Origin of the sequence: Spiroplasma litorale, assembly GCF_001267155.1 — a bacterium.
GTDB classification, from domain to species: domain Bacteria; phylum Bacillota_I; class Bacilli_A; order Mycoplasmatales; family Mycoplasmataceae; genus Spiroplasma_A; species Spiroplasma_A litorale.
Genome location: NZ_CP012357.1, coordinates 93,987 through 112,452 on the forward strand (window position 1 = coordinate 93,987; position 18,466 = coordinate 112,452).

The following is an 18,466-nucleotide window of genomic DNA, read 5'->3' on the forward strand; positions in this document are numbered from 1 at the left end:
TTTTTAAATGTATATTACAATTAGTGTAAAATTAATTTGAATAGAAAGTAGAAGAAAATATGTTTGTTACATTTATAATTGTAATTCCAAATGCAAAAGAAGAGTTTAAACACTCGATTGAAAGCGTTTTAAACCAATCAGTTAAAGATTACGAACTAATAATTGTTTTAGATCGTGACATTAATGATATTGAAGAGAACGAGTATTTTTGCAACCTTTATAAAGATAATAAAAATATTAAACTAGTATTTAACAATAATAGATACGGGTCTTCTTATTCTTGAAATATTGGACTTGAGTTATGCCAAGGAAAATATGTAAAATTTATTTCTCAAGGAGATACAATAGAAAAAGATTTTGTTATTAAAATCCAAAATAAATTAAAAGAACACGATTCTAACTCAATAGATGTTATTGAATATAGTTTTAATTTTGTTAATGATAATCAAATACCCTCTAAATCATTTTTAGAATCAAACAAAGTATATTTTTTAGAATCAGAATATGATCCATTAGCTTACACAAATAATTTGCTTTTTAACAAGCTTTACAATTTTCAAATTATAGATAATTTTAAATTTAAATTTAGAAATCAAGTTAGATTTGATATGTTATTTTTCTATAAAATATATAGCCAAGCAAAAACTTATTTATATATTAATTCAGAAAGTTTAGAAAATGTTATTTTAAGACAAGTTCAATATTCAATATTTGATATTGTAAATCAATGAACACATATTTTTAATTATTATAGAAGAATTAAAAAATATAATGAATTAAAAGATTATATAAAATACTCATATTATAAAACAATGCTTCATATATGAATATGAACAATCTCAAAAACAAGTAATAAAATATTAACAAAAAAAGCATTTGATTTTGCTAATAGAAAATTTGAACCTAAAAAAGAAGATTTCATAAAAAATAACGTTGTTTTTTTAAATACAAAAGATGAAACTTTCAAAAATTTAGTTATTAATTTCTCAAACTATATCAAAGAAAAACTTAAAAGTATGAAATAACAAAGAGAGACTTAGATGGAAAAACAAAAAGTTAAAAATAAAACTGAATTTAAAGAACCATCGGTTTATATAATGTTATTAGCAAGAATTATTGATATCTTATTATCTTCTGTACCAATGATATTGATTTATATATTTTTAAAAGTCGAGAGCTTACAAAGTGCTTTAATATTATTTTTCTCTTTTAATTTTTCATTTTTTATATATTTTATTTTATTACCATATTTATTGAAAGGTAATACAATTGGAAAGTTTGTTTGCCTCTTAAGGTTAAAAAATGAGGGAAATAAAAATTTATTTTTATGCATACTAAGAAGAGAGTTGTATTTTTTATATATCCCCTTCATAGTTCAGACTTTATTACAAATTGTTGCACTTTTATTTTTTAGATACTATCAACCTGGTAATAGCGATATGAATAGCAATGGTTGAAAAATAGCAGTTATAATTCAAAATTTAGGAAATACATTTCTAGCTATTTGATTTTTTTATTTGGTAATCACAATTTACCTAAGTCCTAAAAAAAGATCTGCGATTGATGCAAAACTAAATATTAAAATTTATTCTTTAAAATTTATAAATCAAAATCAATCTAAAAAATATGTAAACGTAGTTGAAGAAAATTATATACCAGGGGTTATTAATATGAATGAATTAATTGAAAATAAATCAATAGAGTTTAAGAAAACAGAAAACCTAATCCAAGGCTGAGTTGAAAACTCATTCATTAATGGTGCAGTAATTAAGATTCAAAAAGGTAAGTCTTTAATTTATGAAAATGTTTTTGGTTATAATAATTTAAAAGAAAAAACTTTGATGAAAAGTAATACTATATTTAAAGGATATTCTATTACAAAAATGCTAACTGCAATTGGAACTTTAATTTTAGCGGATAAGAATTTAATATCATTAAACGATGAAGTATCTAAATACTTACCATGATTTAAAAATATGAAAGTTTATGAAAACGGAGAAATAAAAGAAGCGAAAAATAAAATTAAAATTTATCATCTATTAACAATGACTAGTGGCTTAGTTTATGGGGGTAAAACAACTCAAAGCGAGCATCAAACAGAAAAACTTTTATTAAAAATCCGCAATAAAGAATTTGCCAATGATGAATTTATGAAAATGGTATGTGATATACCTTTGGAGTTTGAACCTGGAACATCTTGAAAGTATGGAATATCATATGATGTTTTAAGTGCATTAATTGAAAAAGCTATAGGTAGTTCATTCAGAAATTTTATAAAAGAAAATATATTAGATAGACTTAATATGAATGATACTGATTTTTATATGATTGATAAACTTAGAGAAGCTTGTGTATACAAAGTATTAAATGAAAATGAAAAAAATAAATTAATAAAACTAGATAATTTTAATTACTTACTTCAAGATATTGAAAAAGTGCCGAATATTTCTATGGGTGGTTCGGGTATATTTACAACTTGTGAAGATTATTTTAAATTTTTAAAATTTTTACTTACAGGAAATGATAAAAATAATGTAAAATTATTATCTGATGAAATGTTAATACAAATGAGAAGCGATCAAGTTCATCTTTTAAAAAAATTTTTATATATGAATATAAATGAAGATTATAGTTATGGTTATGGAGTAAGGGTCAGATTATCAAACCAAATAGAACCATTAACTTCTATTGGTCAATTCGGATGAGATGGTTTACTTGGATCTAGTTGTATAGTTGATCCAAAAAATGAGCTCATAGTTTGTTTTATGACAAGTGTTAAACAAAAAGATGACAAAATTGTTAAAGAGTTATCAAAAGCAATTTATGAAGATATTAATATGCAATAGGAGGTAAGATGGATAATTATCTAGAAGATTTAAACAAGGAACAATTAGAAGCTGTTATAAATATAGATAGGCCAGTAAGAATAATAGCTGGAGCTGGTAGTGGAAAAACAAAAGTCATTACTTCCAAAATAGTTTATCTAATTAAAAATCAAGGTATAGCACCAAAAAAAATTTTAGCAGTAACATTTACTAACAAGGCTGCAAATGAAATGAAGTCAAGGGTTATAAAAGCTTTGCCTGAAATTGATAATACACCAATGATAACCACATTTCATGCTTTTTGTGTGAGGGTTCTTAGAGAAGATGGTGATTGCATTGGTCTATCAAGAGACTTTGTTATTGTCGATGCAAGTGAACAAGCTAAAATTATTAATAAAATAAAAAAAAGACTTGGTATCTTTGATGATTTAACAATTAATAATAAAAAAATTTCTTATAAATTAAGTAAATGAAAGTCTGAAAAGAAGTCAATTGAAGAATTACAAGAAACTATTTTTAATAATGATGAAAAAAAATTAATCAGAATATATGATGCCTATATAAAAGAATTTGATGAAAATAACTATGTTGATTTTGATGACCTTATACTTAAGACACATTTATTATTTTCTTCTGATAAAAATACTCTTTTAAAATGAAGAAATAGATTTGATTACATTTTAGTTGATGAATTCCAAGACACAAATTATCCACAATTTGATTTAATTCGTTGAGTAAGTAAGGAAAATAATCTAACAGTTGTTGGAGATCCAGACCAAACCATATATTCTTGAAGGGGTGCAAAAGTAAAAATAATACTAGATTTTAGTAAAGTATTTCCAAATTCAAAAACTATATTTTTAAATCAAAATTATAGATCTACTAAAAGCATATTAAATTTAGCAAATCAATTTATAAGTCTAAATCAAAATAGGGAAGAAAAGATTATACATACAAATAACCATGAAGGTAAAAGTATTAAAATTAATGAGGCATCAACAAGAATCAGTGAAGCTAAAATTGTTGCCAATAAAATTCAAGAAATAGTAAAATCTAAAAAATACAGTTATTCAGATATTTATGTTTTATATAGAATAAATGCTTGATCCCAAGAATTTGAAAAAGAGTTTCAAAATAAGGGTATTCCATTTCAATTAATTGGAGGATTTAAGTTTAAAGATAGAAAAGTAATTAAAGACGTTACAGCAATGCTTAAGGCTGTATCTTTTAAAGATGATATTTCAGTAGAACATTTTCTTTCACTAACTCCTAAGGTTGGACAAGTTTCAATAGAAAAACTAGTTCAAAAAGCTTATGAAATCAATTCGAGTCTATTTGATTTGGTAACAAAAAACCTTGAAATTGCTTTAACAATAAACAAAAATCTTAAGGAAGTGAGTTCCGCACTTATTAAAGGAAGTGAACTATCAGAAACTAATTTTTCTGTTCAAGAAACATGTAAAAAAGTTATTAATTTATCTGGATATATGTCAAGGTTTAATGTTAATGATAAAGAGGACCAAGAAGCAATAAATAATATAAATGCCTATTATGACCAGATGGCTAACTATGATAATGAGTATAACTTCTCAAATGACTCTAATGTTGTTAAAGATTTTTTGTATAGTGAGGCTTTAATTTCTGATCAAGATGATTTAAAAACTTTAAATAAAGTCACATTACTTACAATTCATGCAGCGAAGGGATTGGAAAATAAAGTTGTCTTTATAGTAGGGCTAAATCGTGATGTTTTTCCTTCATATATGAGTTTTATGTCAAAAGACTCACTAGAAGAAGAAAGACGAGCATTTTATGTTGCGATCACAAGGGCTAAAGAAGAACTTTATATATCTTATGTTTCAGGTGAATATTCACACATATCTAAAGGGGAACTAATTCAATCAAAATTTATTGAAGAACTTGACCCTAAATTATATGAAATTGAAAAAAATATATACTTTCACCCTGATAATACATATACAAGCACAAAAGCTTCAAATATTAATTTAAAAGATAAAGTGGAAGAAAAATTGAAAAAAATTAATTTAATAAAAGGTGATATCATTGACCATATTGTATTTGGTAAAGGTAGTGTAGTTAAAATACAAGATAAATATATTTCAATCGCTTTTGAAGACCCTAAACAAGGGGTAAAAATGGTTCCAATAAATTCTTCAACTTGGAAAAAAATTTAATTTTATTTGAAAATATTTGTATATTTATTGTATATAATGAAAGGGTAATAAAAAAGGAGGAAGACTAATGACTTCATTTAAAGCAAAAGTTATAGATCCAGTAGGGTTACATGCTAGACCTGCTTCAGTATTAACAAAAGAAGCATCAAAATTCACATCAGAGATTAAGATTAAAACAGGTGATAAAGAAGGTAACCTAAAATCTATCATGAACGTAATGGCATTAGCAGTAAAATCAGGTTCTGAAATCATTATTGAAGCATCAGGAGATGATGAAAAAGAAGCTATAGCTGCAATCGAACAAGCTATGAAAGATAATTCTATAATTTAATAAATTAATTTTCATATAATGTATAAAGTAAAAAAATACAATTATAGGTATTTTTTTTTCTCTAATTAGGAAGGAATACTATGGCAAAACAAAAAAATGATTATTATAATGAATCGGTATCACCAGTTGAGTATGCATTAAATAAGTTTAAGGGAAAAATGCGTTCAGTTAACTGAAATGTGATTAATGATGACAAGGACTTAGAAGTTTGAAATAGAGCAACTCAAAATTTCTGATTACCAGAAAAAGTACCAGTTTCAAATGACCTAGTTTCTTGAAAAACACTTGAGCCCAAATGACAACAACTGATAACTCGTACCTTTACAGGATTGACATTGCTTGACACAATACAAGCAACTATCGGAGACATTGCTCAAATACCTAATTCTTTAACAGATCATGAACAAGTTGTATATGCTAACTTTTCTTTTATGGTTGCTGTTCATGCAAGGTCTTATGGAACAATTTTTTCTACATTATGTTCAAGTGAACAAATCGAAGAAGCGCACGAATGAGTTATAAATACTAAAAGTTTACAAGACAGAGCTAGAATTTTAATACCTTTTTACACTGGTGATGATATTTTAAAATCTAAAGTAGCTGCTGCTTTAATGCCTGGTTTTTTATTGTATGGAGGTTTTTACTTACCATTTTACTTATCTGCAAGAGGTAAACTATCTAATACATCAGATATAATTAGACTTATTTTAAGAGACAAAGTTATTCATAATTATTACAGTGGTTATAAGTATCAAAAAAAAGTACAAAAATTAAGTCCTGATAAACAAGCGGAAATGAAAAAGTTTGTATTCGACTTATTGTATGAATTAATTGATTTAGAAAAAAAATATTTACTTGAGTTATACGATGGATTCGGTATAGCAGATGATGCGATTAGATTTAGTGTGTATAATGCTGGTAAATTTTTACAAAACCTTGGTTATGAATCACCATTCTCAGAAGAAGAAACAAGAATTGATCCTGAGATATTTACCCAGTTATCAGCAAGAGCCGATGAAAACCATGACTTCTTTTCTGGTAATGGGTCATCTTATATAATGGGTGTTACTGAAGAGACAGAAGACTCTGATTGAGAGTTTTAGTTTATGCATGACGATATTAAATTAGTGGATGATTCTGAAATTGTTAAACCAACCGGAAAAGTTCATGTTGTGTATTTTTCATCCATATCAAACAATACCCACAGATTTATAGAAAAATTAGAAATTGATAATTCTAGAATTCCATATGAATTAGAAAATGAACTTAAAATATCAAAAGACTATGTTTTAATTACTCCAACATATGGTGGAGGCGGTAAAGATACTGCTGGTGCTGTACCAAAACAGGTTATCAAATTTTTAAATGATGAAAATAATAGAAAATATTGTAGAGGAGTTGTTGCTTCTGGTAACACTAATTTTGGTGACTCTTTTGCAATTGCTGGACCAATACTTTCTAAAAAACTTAATGTTCCTTTGCTTTATCAATTTGAGCTTTTGGGAACAAGCCACGATGTGGTTACTTTAAAAAAAATTCTTAATGATTTTTGAAACGAAGGGAATTAATAATAATATGAACAATAAAAAAGATGTCATAGACACAGAAGAATATATAAAACTTAATGCAAGGTCAAAAATTTTTGTAAAAGATAAAGATAACTTCATTCTTGATAAAGAAGCAGCCAAATTATATATTGAACAAAAAATTGTTCCAAATACTATGAAGTTCAATAGTATTGAAGAAAGAATTAATTACTTAGTTCAAAATGAATATTATGATGAAGAAGTAATCAACAAATACAAAATGAGTGAAATTGTCGAACTAACAAATTACGCATTTACTTTTAATCATTCATTTCCAAGTTTTATGGGGGCATTAAAGTTTTTTAATGCATATGCTTTAAAAACATTTGATGGAAAACAATTCTTAGAAACTTATGAAGAAAGAGTTGTTATGAATGCACTATTTTTAGCGGGCGGAGACATAAATAAGGCGGAAGACTTATTAAAACAAATAATATTGAATAGATATCAACCTGCAACTCCAACATTTTTAAATGCAGGAAAAAAACAAAGAGGAGAATATGTTTCTTGTTACTTGCTAAGAGTTGAAGATAATATGGAATCAATCGCTAGAGCAGTTACAACTTCACTTCAATTATCAAAAAGGGGTGGCGGAGTTGCTCTTTGTTTAACAAATTTACGTGAATTTGGAGCACCTATTAAAAATATTGAAAATCAAGCAACAGGAGTTATACCTGTTATGAAAATCTTAGAAGATACTTTTTCATACGCTAATCAATTAGGACAAAGACAAGGCGCTGGTGCAGTTTATTTAAACGCTCACCACCCAGATATTATTTCTTTTTTAGATACAAAAAGAGAAAATGCAGATGAGAAAATTAGAATTAAATCATTATCTTTAGGAGTTGTGGTTCCAGATATTACATTTGAACTTGCAAAGGAAAATAAAGAAATGGCTCTATTTAGTCCTTATGATGTTGAGAAAGAATATAAGAAACCATTTTCAGATATTTCAATAACTCAAGAATATGAAAATCTATTAAAAAATAATAATATTAAAAAAACATATATAAATGCAAGAAAACTATTTCAAACAATTGCTGAATTACATTTCGAAAGTGGATATCCTTATATTCTATTTGATGATACTGTAAATAATAGAAATGCACATAATGGTAGAATTGTTATGAGTAACTTGTGTAGCGAGATTGTTCAAGTAAGTACCCCAAGTACATTTAGAGATGATTTAAGTTTTGAAACAATTGGAGAAGATATTTGTTGTAATTTAGGAAGTCTAAATATTGCAAAAGTAATGGAAAGCGGTAAAGATTTTGGTCATGTTGTTTATGATTCAATCTTTGCATTAGATTATGTATCAAGAAACTCAGATCTAAAAAGTGCGCCTTCAATTGAAAACGGAAATAGAAACAATCATGCTGTTGGTTTAGGAGCTATGAATCTCCATGGATTTTTAGCAACAAACGAAATATATTATAATTCTGAAGAAGCTGTTGACTTTACAAATATATTCTTTTATGTACTTGCTTATAATGCTTTTAAATCATCTGCTAAACTGGCAAAAAAATATGGAGCATTTAAAAATTTTAAAAATACAAAATTTGCTGATGGATCATATTTCAAAAAGTATACAGAATGTGAAGATGGAAAATGATTACCAATTACTGAAAAAGTTAAAGATATATTTAAAAAATATAATGTTGAAATACCTTCAAAACAAAATTGAATAAATTTAGTTGAAGAAATAAAAAAAACAGGGATAGCAAACTCGCATTTATTAGCGGTTGCTCCTACAGGATCAATAAGTTATTTATCTTCTTGTACCCCAAGCTTACAACCAGTTGTTGCACCAGTTGAAGTAAGAAAAGAAGGTAAATTAGGTAGAGTTTATGTGCCTGCATATAACATTAATTTTGATAATATGCAATACTATGCAATGGACGCATACGGAGTTGGTCCAGATTGAATTATCGATATTGCTGCAGCAGCACAACAACATGTTGATCAAGCAATATCACTTACATTATTTATGACAGATAAAGCAACCACAAGAGATTTAAACAAGGCTTATATAAGAGCTTTCAAAAAAGGTTGTGCTTCAATTTATTATGTTAGAGTTCGTCAAGATGTATTAGAAGATAGTGAAAACTATGATTGTGATGCTTGTGTAATATAAAATCCTTTTATAAACGTACCGTTTTATAAAAGAATTTTTTATTTTTTTTCATATATAATGGTTAGGAAAGGAAATTTTACCATGATAGAAATTAAAGAAGTATCAAGAAAAATTGGAAATTTTAGTTTGAAAAAAGTTAGTTTTAATATAAACAATGGTGATGTAATTGCTTTTGTTGGTGACAATGGTGCAGGTAAAACAACAACAATTAAAGCTCTATTTGGAGAACTAAAAATTGATAGTGGATCAATTTTAATTGATGGAGAAAACTTATTTAAAAATAATAACTTAAGAAAAGTAGCTTTCTTTCCAGATTCAAATAATGTTCCTTTAAATATGAAATTATCAGATTATTTGCGTTATATTTGTGCTGCAAATGATTTATCAAAAGAAGAAACTGAATTGAATACTGAGTATGTTTATAGATTACTTGAATTAAAACCTTTTAAAGATAAATTAATTAAAAAATTGTCTTCAGGTTGAAAAAAGAAAGCTATAATGGCCAGTGTTCTAATAAGAAAACCTAAATATATCATATTTGACGAACCTACTGCAAACGTGGATGTTGAGTCTAAAATGTATTTTATGGAAATATTTAGATTATTAGCAAAAGTTGGGATAACAATACTTATAACAAGTCATATAATTGAAGAGTTGCAAGAAGTTGCAAACCATTTGGTTCTTATAAGAAGAGGCGAAATAGTTCACGATGCTAAGTTTGATAATTCAAAAGAAAAAATAATGGATGTATATAAGAAATATATGCAAAGTCCAATTAAAGATCTATCAATATTAAGAAATTTATATGCAAATCAAAAGAGGGAATCATAAGATGGAAAAATTAGAAAAAGAAACTAAGACAAATAGCAAAAATTATATTTCTTCTTATAAAAATTTTAATAATCTTTATTGAATAAATCTAAAGATATCTTTAAAAGCTACAAGTATTATTACAGCTGGAGTTATAACTTCGTTTAGTATATTTTTATTATTAATTGTAGAATTTGCATCTGGATATTCAGTTCAAAAAAGTTATGCTTCTTATAGAGATGTAGTTTATATTTTTATAACTGCAATTGTTATTGTTAATGCTATGGTTATTTCATTTTATTTATATAAAACACAAAACAGAACCGGTATTCAAGCAATTGAACTTAGAGCGGGTTATACTGTATTTAAATCGTTTATAATAAGACAATTAGTTCAATTGACAATTATAGTTGTTTACTTACTACCTTTATTTTTATTATCAGTACCAATGATGTTTATTTTTAATATGGATTCAAAGTTTTATTTTGGTACATTATTTTCACAACTATTTTTTATTATTTTTCTAGGAATATTTTCCTCTCTGATAATTAACGCAATTGTACTTAGTTTCAAAACTGCAATGGCAGCTTGTTTATCAACTATTTTTATGATTTTTTGTTCAATAACTCCGTTTGTTTACAACTTAGCAACTTCTGTTGGAAATCTTTCAAGTGGAGAAAAACAAAAAGTACCTTTAATAAATTTAAAATTTAAATCAGGATCAGACTTTTATAATAATTTTAAAAACGATGCGAATTTGAGCAGTGTTTTTGATGACAATACACCTGAAAATAAATCAAAAACATTAGATAATTTAAATGAAAACTATAATAAAGCTGCAGATAGTTTGGCAAAAATAAATCCAAGTAATAACAGATTTAAAAATAACGATTTAAAAACATGAAGAGTTTCAGATAATAATCAACTTTATACATATGCTTTAAAAAAAGGTGAAATAATGTATAACTATATGCTTGGAGAAGATCAATTAACAGAATGAAATTTATTAAGTAATACATCATTTGGTAAATTACTAATAGATATAAATGAAACTTTTTTTAAAGAAGATATTTACTCAAATTTAGTAAAAGAATTTAAATCTGTTACACCAAACATATATAAAAGATCTTATAATATGGGTCAAGATTCTAATAAAATAAATGTTACCTTAAATAATTTTATTAAAGAAATAGATAAAACATTACCACAATATAGTGGTTTGGTAAATTACATAAATAAATTCTATTTAGCAAATTATGATTATCTTATTTTAGATAATAAAACACTAATAGATACTATTAGCAATGATTCAATTTATAATGAGTCATCATGAGGAAAAGAATCAGCTTGTTCAACTTGAGGTGAAGGAAGCAAAAATTGTAACTCTGAAACTATTAATAAAAATGATGAATATAAAAATAAATACACAGAATATCCAGAACTAACAATATTTAATGGACTATTTTTAGGATTATGAAAAAACTCAATGATTTTTAATATTGACAATAAAGAAGATGTTAACTACTCACTTGATGACTATTCAAAACTAACAAAATCGTTTTCAACATCATCTACAAACATTATGATTCACTTTCCAATGATGTTTAGTGGTATATTTATGGATTCATTAGTTGATGATGGATTAAGTACACAATCATTTTTATCTGTTTCAAGACCTGTAACTTACATAAAAAATTTATTTGATTATGAAAAACAAGCTCCTGAAAATAAAAACAAAACAAATAACTCTTCTTTAACACCTCTATTTAAAGATGGATATTTAAAATACTCTTCATATTTTATTAAAGGACTTGCTTTCTTTGTTTACTTACTAGTAGCTTCACCGCTTGCGTATTTAACTTGATTATCATATAGAAGAAGGGCTAGAGTTTAGGTGATTGGATTATGATTGAATTAAAAAATGTAACAAGAGAAGTTGGCGGATTTCTTTTAAATAAAGTTAGTTTTAAAATAAAAAAAGGTTCTGTTGTTGCGTTTGTTGGTGATAATGGTGCAGGTAAAACAACAACAATTAAAGCTCTATTTGGAGAACTTAAACTTGATAGTGGTCAAATAACAATCGATGGGGAAAACATATTCAAAAATAATAATTTGAGAAAAGTTGCGTTTTTCCCAGATTCAAACAATGTTCCCATGGATTTATCTTTGAAAGATTATGTATATTATTTATGTGCAGCAAATGGCATTTCAAAAAAAGAAACCAAAAAAAACTCACAAGCAGTTTTTAAAATGTTAGGTTTAGAAAAGTTTGCTAAAAGAAAATTAGCTCAATTAAGTGCGGGTTGAAAAAAAAGAGCAATTATGGCAAGTATATTAGTAAGGACACCAGAATATATTGTTCTTGATGAACCTACTGCAAACGTTGATGTAGAAGCTAAACTTTCATTTATGAATATATTACATGAACTTCAAAATATAGGTGTAACAATACTTATAACAAGTCATATCTTAGAAGAACTTCAAGAGATGGCAAATTATTTAGTTTTGATAAATGAAGGTGAAATAGTTTATGAAAACAAGTTTGATAATAAAAAAGAAAGTATTGCAGAAATTTATAAAAGGTATCGTTCAAAAAAAGTTGATAAAGAAACAATTTTGAATAGTTTATATTCAGGAAAGGTAGAATAAAATGGAAAATACAAAAAACCTGAAAGAAATAAAACCCAAAAAAACAAAAGTAAAAAAAGAAATGGGTGCTCATTCAAAAATTAAAACTTTATTTTTAATAAATCTTAAAAGAGTTATTGTGAATAAAGGTATTATTGCAATGGCATGTATTTTTATTATATTAAATGTTCTTTTTACTATATCAACTTCATCAAGTATTAGTTTAGATACCTATATAACTTTAATAGCACAATTTATTTTGCAATTATTCTTCTTTATAATCTTCTTAACTTTACTTGTAAATGATTTATATAAAAAACAAATGATTGATGGTATACAGATAATTGAAGTGAGATCCGGTATTAAAATAACTAACTCATTTTTTATGAGATATTTAATTTACTTGACTATTGCTTTTAGTCTTTGCACTTTAAATATGTTAATATCAGTAGCTTTAAGAAACAAATCTCTATTTGAGACATCTATATCTGCATCTATTTATTGAAGTACATATTTCTTTTTCTTCATATTTACATTAATATGAGCACCAATAATTATTGCAATTAACGTTTCGGTAAGTGTTGCAGGTTCAGTTGTTCTTAATATTTTCTTAGGGACTGTAGTGATTTTTTCACAGTTAATTTCAGGTGTTGTGTTACAAACAACCCAATATGATTATTTTACATCAGCAAATTTAACAACTAATCCAATTTGAACTGCAAGAGTTGAATTATCATACTCATTTTATGATGAGTTTAAAAATGATGATAAAATCTCAAAATGATTTAATGATAGTTTCTTTGCAAAAGTAAATAATAATTTGAATTATTTTTATGTTGAGGATGAAGAGGGTGCACCAGAACCTGAAAATAATTCTTCATTAAATTTAAAAAATAATTTTAAATTTAATTATAAAACTTGAAAAAGTTCGCAAGAATACAATTATAACAATAATGGAGGGCATAGTTCTAGCGCAAATCCATATGAACAATTATTAAGTCAAATGTTATATGGTTATAAACTTAATTATGCATTAGATTATAACGGTAACAAACCTGTTCATGTTCTTGAAAACACAAACATTTATTCTTTTTTATCAGAAGTATATAACTTAATTGACACAAATTTTTTAGATAGTTCTAAAAAAGCACCACACAACAATGCGGCAGAACCGGTATTTTGAGATACAACTAATGGAAATGTAATTAAATTGAGTCCATTAATTGAATGATTGGATAAACAAGAATCAATGAAAGATTATAAAAGTTATCTTGAGTGACTAGATAAAAATTATGATAAATATATATATTCAATAATGTCAACTAGGGTCAGTGACTATAACTCTTCAGATTATTACACACCATTTCAACTTATTTATAATAATAGTGGTACATCAAACCCAAGTATTGACTGAAATAGATTTATTCCACTTAACCCAAAAACACAAGAAAAAACAACAGAATACAATAATAATGTAAATAAAATATACAATAGATACCCTGAATTATTATTATTTAATTGATTTGTATTAAGTAATTTTTCAAACTCGGTAAGAATTGACAGTGCTAAAAATTCTAACAGTAAATCTTTAGATGCTTTTTTATCAGCAGCAGACTCAATTGGGGGATCATCAAGTAATTATTTAACATTTAACCCATTCACTCATTTTTCTACAATGTATTTTAATTCATTTTCTTCTCCGGTTACAAATGACTTATTTTCATCAATATATAATGTAGCTATGTGACAAGGATCAAGAAAACCGATTGTAAATCTTAAAAGTCTTGCTAAATATGACTCAGAAAATAGAAAGGATGATGAAATATCACCTATTTACGAAGAGTACAAACCAGAAAGAAATGCAACTTTTAGTGTAACTGGTGCATATGTATTTTATTTGTTATTTTCAGCATTAATTACATACTTTTCTTTCTTAATCTTTAAAAGATTTTCAAGAATATAAAAAAATATGAAAAAATAAATTCTACGCTATAAAGAAGGGTAGAATTTTTTAATTAGTTGGATTCTTTTATATACTTATAATTTAATGGCAATAATTTAGGTATAATATATATTGAATATTAGGAGGGTAAAAATATAATGTGCAAAAAATTTAATGGAATTGGTGCAAGTAATGGGATAGCTCTTGCAAAAGTTTACATCTTAAAAGAAGAACCAATAATAATAAAAGATGAAGAAACAAAAAACATTGATGAGGAAATAAGTTTAATTAATAGTTCAATTGAAAAAGCTAAAAAAGATTTAGAAAATTTAAAAAATATAGCAAAGGATAAATTAGGCGAAGAAAAAGCAGCTATTTTTGAAGCGCATGCATCAATTTTAGAAGACCCTGTAATGTCAGAAGAGTTTGTTTCACTTATTAAACATAAAAAATATAGTGCTTCAAAATCTATATCAGAAGTTGCCAATAAATATATTGAAATGTTTAAGGCAATGGATGACCAATATTTTCAAGAAAGAGCAGCGGATATAAAAGATGTAACAGAAAGACTATTACGTTATGTATTAAAATTAACTGTTCTTGATTTGGCAACTATAAATGAAGAGGTTGTTATTGTAGCAGAAGATTTAACACCATCACAAACAGCTCAATTAAATCCGCTTTTTGTAAAAGGATTTGCATGTAATGTTGGTGGTAGAACAAGTCATGCTGCAATTATGGCAAGAAGTTTAGAAATTCCTGCTGTATTGGGACTTAAAGACATACTTTCAAAAGTAAAACCAAATGATATCATTGCAATTAATGGTTCAAACGGGGATGTTGAATTAAACCCAGAAGATAAAAAAACTTGAGAAAATCTATCAAACGCATTTAAACAAGAAAAAGAAGAACTAAAAAAAATGAAAGACCAACCAACTTTAACAAAAGACGGCTATGATAAATTTATTTTAGAAGCTAATATTGGTAGTCCTAAGGATGTTGAAGGTGTTTTAGAAAATGGAGCAGAGGGTATTGGATTATTCAGAAGTGAATTCTTGTATATGGATAATGATCATTTCCCAACAGAAGAAGAACAATTTAATTCATATAAAGAAGTTGTTGAAAAAATGAATAATAAATTAGTAGTAATTAGAACATTAGATATTGGTGGAGATAAAAAACTTTCATACTTCAATTTTCCATCAGAAATGAATCCATTTTTAGGTTATAGAGCTATTAGATTTACTCTTGATAGAAAAGATATATTTAGAGACCAAATAAGAGCCCTATTGAGAGCAAGTGCTTATGGTCATTTAGGAATTATGTTTCCAATGATTGCCACTATAGATGAATTTTTAGCAGCAAAAGATTTTACTTTAGAATGCAAAAAAGAACTTGAAAAAGAAGGTCACAAAATTGGAAAAAACCTTGAAATTGGTATGATGGTTGAAATTCCAGCAGCTGCAGTTAATGCTGAAAACTTTGCAAAACATGCAGACTTTTTCTCAATTGGAACAAACGACTTAATTCAATATTCAATGGCCGCAGATAGAATGAGTGAAAATGTTGCTTATCTTTACCAACCATATAATCCTTCAATTCTAAATTTGATTAAAATGACTATTGATGGTGGACATAAACACAATAGATGAGTTGGTATGTGTGGTGAAATGGCTGGTGAACCAAATGCCCTACCATTGTTAATGGGATTAGGACTTGATGCTTACTCAATGTCTGCAACAAGCGTTTTAAAAGCTAGAAGTATTATGTCAAAATTAACTCTAAAAGACACACAAGAACTTTCTGAAAAAGCTTTAAAATGTGACAAAACAGATGATGTTCTTAAACTTGTAAAAGATTTAATGGATAAAAGTCTATAATAAATTTTTCCAAATTATTTATTTACTTAAATAAATAATTTGCTATAAAATAATAAAAGAAAGAAGGTAAGCCCATGGGATTATTCACAAAAAATAAAAGTCTTGAAGTATTTTCTCCAGTAGATGGAGAAATTATTGATATAAGTAAAGTAGAAGATGAAGTATTTTCAGAGAAAATGCTTGGAGATGGATTAGCTATTATACCAAGCGATGATAGTTTTTATTCACCAATCGAAGGGAAATTAGTAACAGTTTTTCCAAGTGGTCATGCATATGGTATTCTTGCAAAAAATGGAGTTGAAGTATTGGTTCACATTGGTCTTGATACAGTTTCTCTTAATGGTGAAGGATTTGACATAAAAGTTAAGCAAAATGATTCAGTACAAGTTGGAGATTTGCTTGCAGTTGTTAATATTGCTGAAGTATCTAAAAAAGTACCTTCAATGCAAACACCAATTATATTTACAACTGAGTCAATGGAAGGTAAAAAGTTTGAAATACAAAAAACCGGAAAAGTTAAAAAAGGCGATTTAATAGCAGTTGTAAAATAAAACAATAAACTAATGTTTATTGTTTTTTTTGAAAGGAATAAATATGGTTAAAACACAAATTATTATTTTAGATTACGGTAGTCAATATACTCAATTATTAGCTAGGAGAGTTAGAGATTTAAACGTATACGCTGAAGTAGTTAATTATCAAATAACAGCAGAAAAAGTAAAAGAATACAAAAATCTTAAAGGAATTATATTATCAGGTGGTCCAGCAAGTGTCTACAGTTATGATGCATATAAATTCGATGATGAAATATTTAATTTAAATATTCCAGTTCTAGGAGTATGTTATGGAATGCAATTAATTGCTCAAAAACTTGGGGGGAAAGTCGAATTAGCAAAAAAACAAGAATTTGGTAAATCAATTTTATCAATTGAAGATAATGAATCATTGTTATTCAAAGATATAGATGATAACTCTCAAGTGTGAATGAGTCACGCTGATCACATTATAAAGATGCCGCCAGATTTCTGCATCGCAGCTAAATCAGATAATTCTATTGCAGCCATTTCAAATGAAAAAAACAAAATATATGGTATCCAATTTCATGCAGAAGTTACTCATTCAATACATGGATTAAAATTAATTGAGAATTTTTTATACAATATATGTAAATGTGAAAAAGATTGAACTATGGCTCAGTTTATAAACGATTCAATAAATGAAATTAAAAATAAAGTAAAAAATGAAAATGTTATTTTAGGATTAAGCGGTGGAGTAGACTCTTCTGTTTGTGCAGTTTTGTTATCTAAAGCAATAGGTAAACAACTAAATTGTATTTTTGTTGATACTGGTTTACTTAGAAAAGATGAAGCAAAAAAAATTATGCAAAACTATTCAGAGTTTGATATGAATATAAAATTGGTTGATGCAAGTGATAAGTTTTTTACTGCATTAAAAGGTGTTTCAGATCCAGAAGAAAAAAGAAAAGTAATAGGTAAAGTTTTTATAGATGTTTTTAACGAAGAAGCTTTAAAATTAAAAAATGCAAGTTTCTTAGCTCAGGGAACAATTTATCCAGACGTTATTGAATCGTCTTCTGAAGGTCATTCTTCTAAAACTATTAAATCACATCACAATGTCGGTGGTTTACCTAAAGAAATGAATTTTAGTTTAATTGAACCAATAAGATCTTTATTTAAAGATGAAGTTAGAAGAGTTGGTAAAGAGTTAGGGATAAAAGATTTTATATTGAATAGGCATCCATTCCCAGGTCCCGGATTAGGAATAAGAATAATTGGTGAAGTGAGCAGAGAAAAAGCAGACATTTTAAAAGAAGTGGATGATATATTTATTAATAAACTAATAGAAAAAAAATTATATAATAAAGTTAGTCAAGCATTTGCAACATTGCTACCAGTTAAAACTGTTGGTGTTATGGGTGATAATAGAACTTATGAATATCTTGTAGCATTAAGATCTGTAGATACTATTGATTTTATGACTGCAGTTGCAAGTGAACTACCTTGAGATTTTCTTTCAAACGTAACTAATGAAATAATTAATAGCGTTAAAGGAGTAAATAGAGTAGTTTATGATATAACATCAAAACCACCAGGAACTATAGAGTGGGAATAATT

14 protein-coding genes are annotated in these 18,466 nt (G+C 26.6%); all 14 read left to right on the forward strand.

Annotated elements, in window-relative coordinates; genetic code table 4:
• The first annotated feature begins 59 nt into the window (after positions 1-59).
• The 14 genes from SLITO_RS00455 (at position 60) to guaA (ending at position 18,464) form a co-directional block, all read left to right on the forward strand.
• Positions 60-1,025 (forward strand): glycosyltransferase, encoded by a 966-nt coding sequence (locus SLITO_RS00455; RefSeq protein ID WP_075057853.1) that lies wholly within the window; start codon positions 60-62, stop codon positions 1,023-1,025.
• Between the two features lie 15 nt (positions 1,026-1,040).
• Complete coding sequence (locus tag SLITO_RS05770; protein WP_083433313.1) at positions 1,041-2,846, forward strand: serine hydrolase domain-containing protein; 1,806 nt, start codon at positions 1,041-1,043, stop codon at positions 2,844-2,846.
• An 8-nt stretch (positions 2,847-2,854) separates the two neighbouring features.
• A complete protein-coding gene (locus tag SLITO_RS00470; RefSeq protein ID WP_075057854.1) occupies positions 2,855-5,020 on the forward strand; it encodes an ATP-dependent helicase in 2,166 nt (721 codons plus the stop codon).
• 67 nt (positions 5,021-5,087) lie between these two features.
• Entirely contained in the window at positions 5,088-5,351 is a 264-nt protein-coding gene (locus SLITO_RS00475; RefSeq protein ID WP_075057855.1) for an HPr family phosphocarrier protein, read from the forward strand.
• An 80-nt stretch (positions 5,352-5,431) separates the two neighbouring features.
• Positions 5,432-6,454: a class 1b ribonucleoside-diphosphate reductase subunit beta gene (nrdF, locus tag SLITO_RS00480; RefSeq protein ID WP_075057856.1), complete on the forward strand. Its 1,023-nt coding sequence runs from the start codon at positions 5,432-5,434 to the stop codon at positions 6,452-6,454.
• A gap of 3 nt (positions 6,455-6,457) precedes the next feature.
• Positions 6,458-6,919 carry a class Ib ribonucleoside-diphosphate reductase assembly flavoprotein NrdI gene (gene nrdI / locus SLITO_RS00485; RefSeq protein ID WP_075057857.1) on the forward strand — a complete coding sequence of 154 codons (462 nt, stop codon included), beginning with the start codon at positions 6,458-6,460 and terminating at the stop codon, positions 6,917-6,919.
• A 7-nt stretch (positions 6,920-6,926) separates the two neighbouring features.
• Positions 6,927-9,071 (forward strand): class 1b ribonucleoside-diphosphate reductase subunit alpha, encoded by a 2,145-nt coding sequence (gene nrdE, locus SLITO_RS00490; RefSeq protein ID WP_075057858.1) that lies wholly within the window; start codon positions 6,927-6,929, stop codon positions 9,069-9,071.
• A gap of 81 nt (positions 9,072-9,152) precedes the next feature.
• Complete coding sequence (locus SLITO_RS00495; RefSeq protein WP_075057859.1) at positions 9,153-9,902, forward strand: ABC transporter ATP-binding protein; 750 nt, start codon at positions 9,153-9,155, stop codon at positions 9,900-9,902.
• 1 nt (position 9,903) lies between these two features.
• The gene (locus tag SLITO_RS00500; RefSeq protein WP_075057860.1) at positions 9,904-11,775 is read left to right on the forward strand and encodes a hypothetical protein; all 1,872 of its coding nucleotides are present in this window, start codon (positions 9,904-9,906) and stop codon (positions 11,773-11,775) included.
• Positions 11,776-11,786: 11 nt separating this feature from the next.
• The gene (locus tag SLITO_RS00505) at positions 11,787-12,530 is read left to right on the forward strand and encodes an ABC transporter ATP-binding protein (RefSeq protein WP_075057861.1); all 744 of its coding nucleotides are present in this window, start codon (positions 11,787-11,789) and stop codon (positions 12,528-12,530) included.
• Position 12,531: 1 nt separating this feature from the next.
• Positions 12,532-14,472 carry a hypothetical protein gene (locus SLITO_RS00510; RefSeq protein ID WP_075057862.1) on the forward strand — a complete coding sequence of 647 codons (1,941 nt, stop codon included), beginning with the start codon at positions 12,532-12,534 and terminating at the stop codon, positions 14,470-14,472.
• Between the two features lie 137 nt (positions 14,473-14,609).
• Positions 14,610-16,331, forward strand: a complete 1,722-nt coding sequence (ptsP, locus tag SLITO_RS00515; protein WP_075057863.1) for a phosphoenolpyruvate--protein phosphotransferase — start codon at positions 14,610-14,612, stop codon at positions 16,329-16,331.
• A gap of 74 nt (positions 16,332-16,405) precedes the next feature.
• On the forward strand, positions 16,406-16,882 hold the full coding sequence (locus SLITO_RS00520) for a PTS sugar transporter subunit IIA (protein WP_075057864.1): 477 nt from the start codon (positions 16,406-16,408) through the stop codon (positions 16,880-16,882).
• A 43-nt stretch (positions 16,883-16,925) separates the two neighbouring features.
• Positions 16,926-18,464 (forward strand): glutamine-hydrolyzing GMP synthase, encoded by a 1,539-nt coding sequence (guaA, locus tag SLITO_RS00525; protein ID WP_075057865.1) that lies wholly within the window; start codon positions 16,926-16,928, stop codon positions 18,462-18,464.
• The last annotated feature ends 2 nt before the right edge of the window (positions 18,465-18,466 follow it).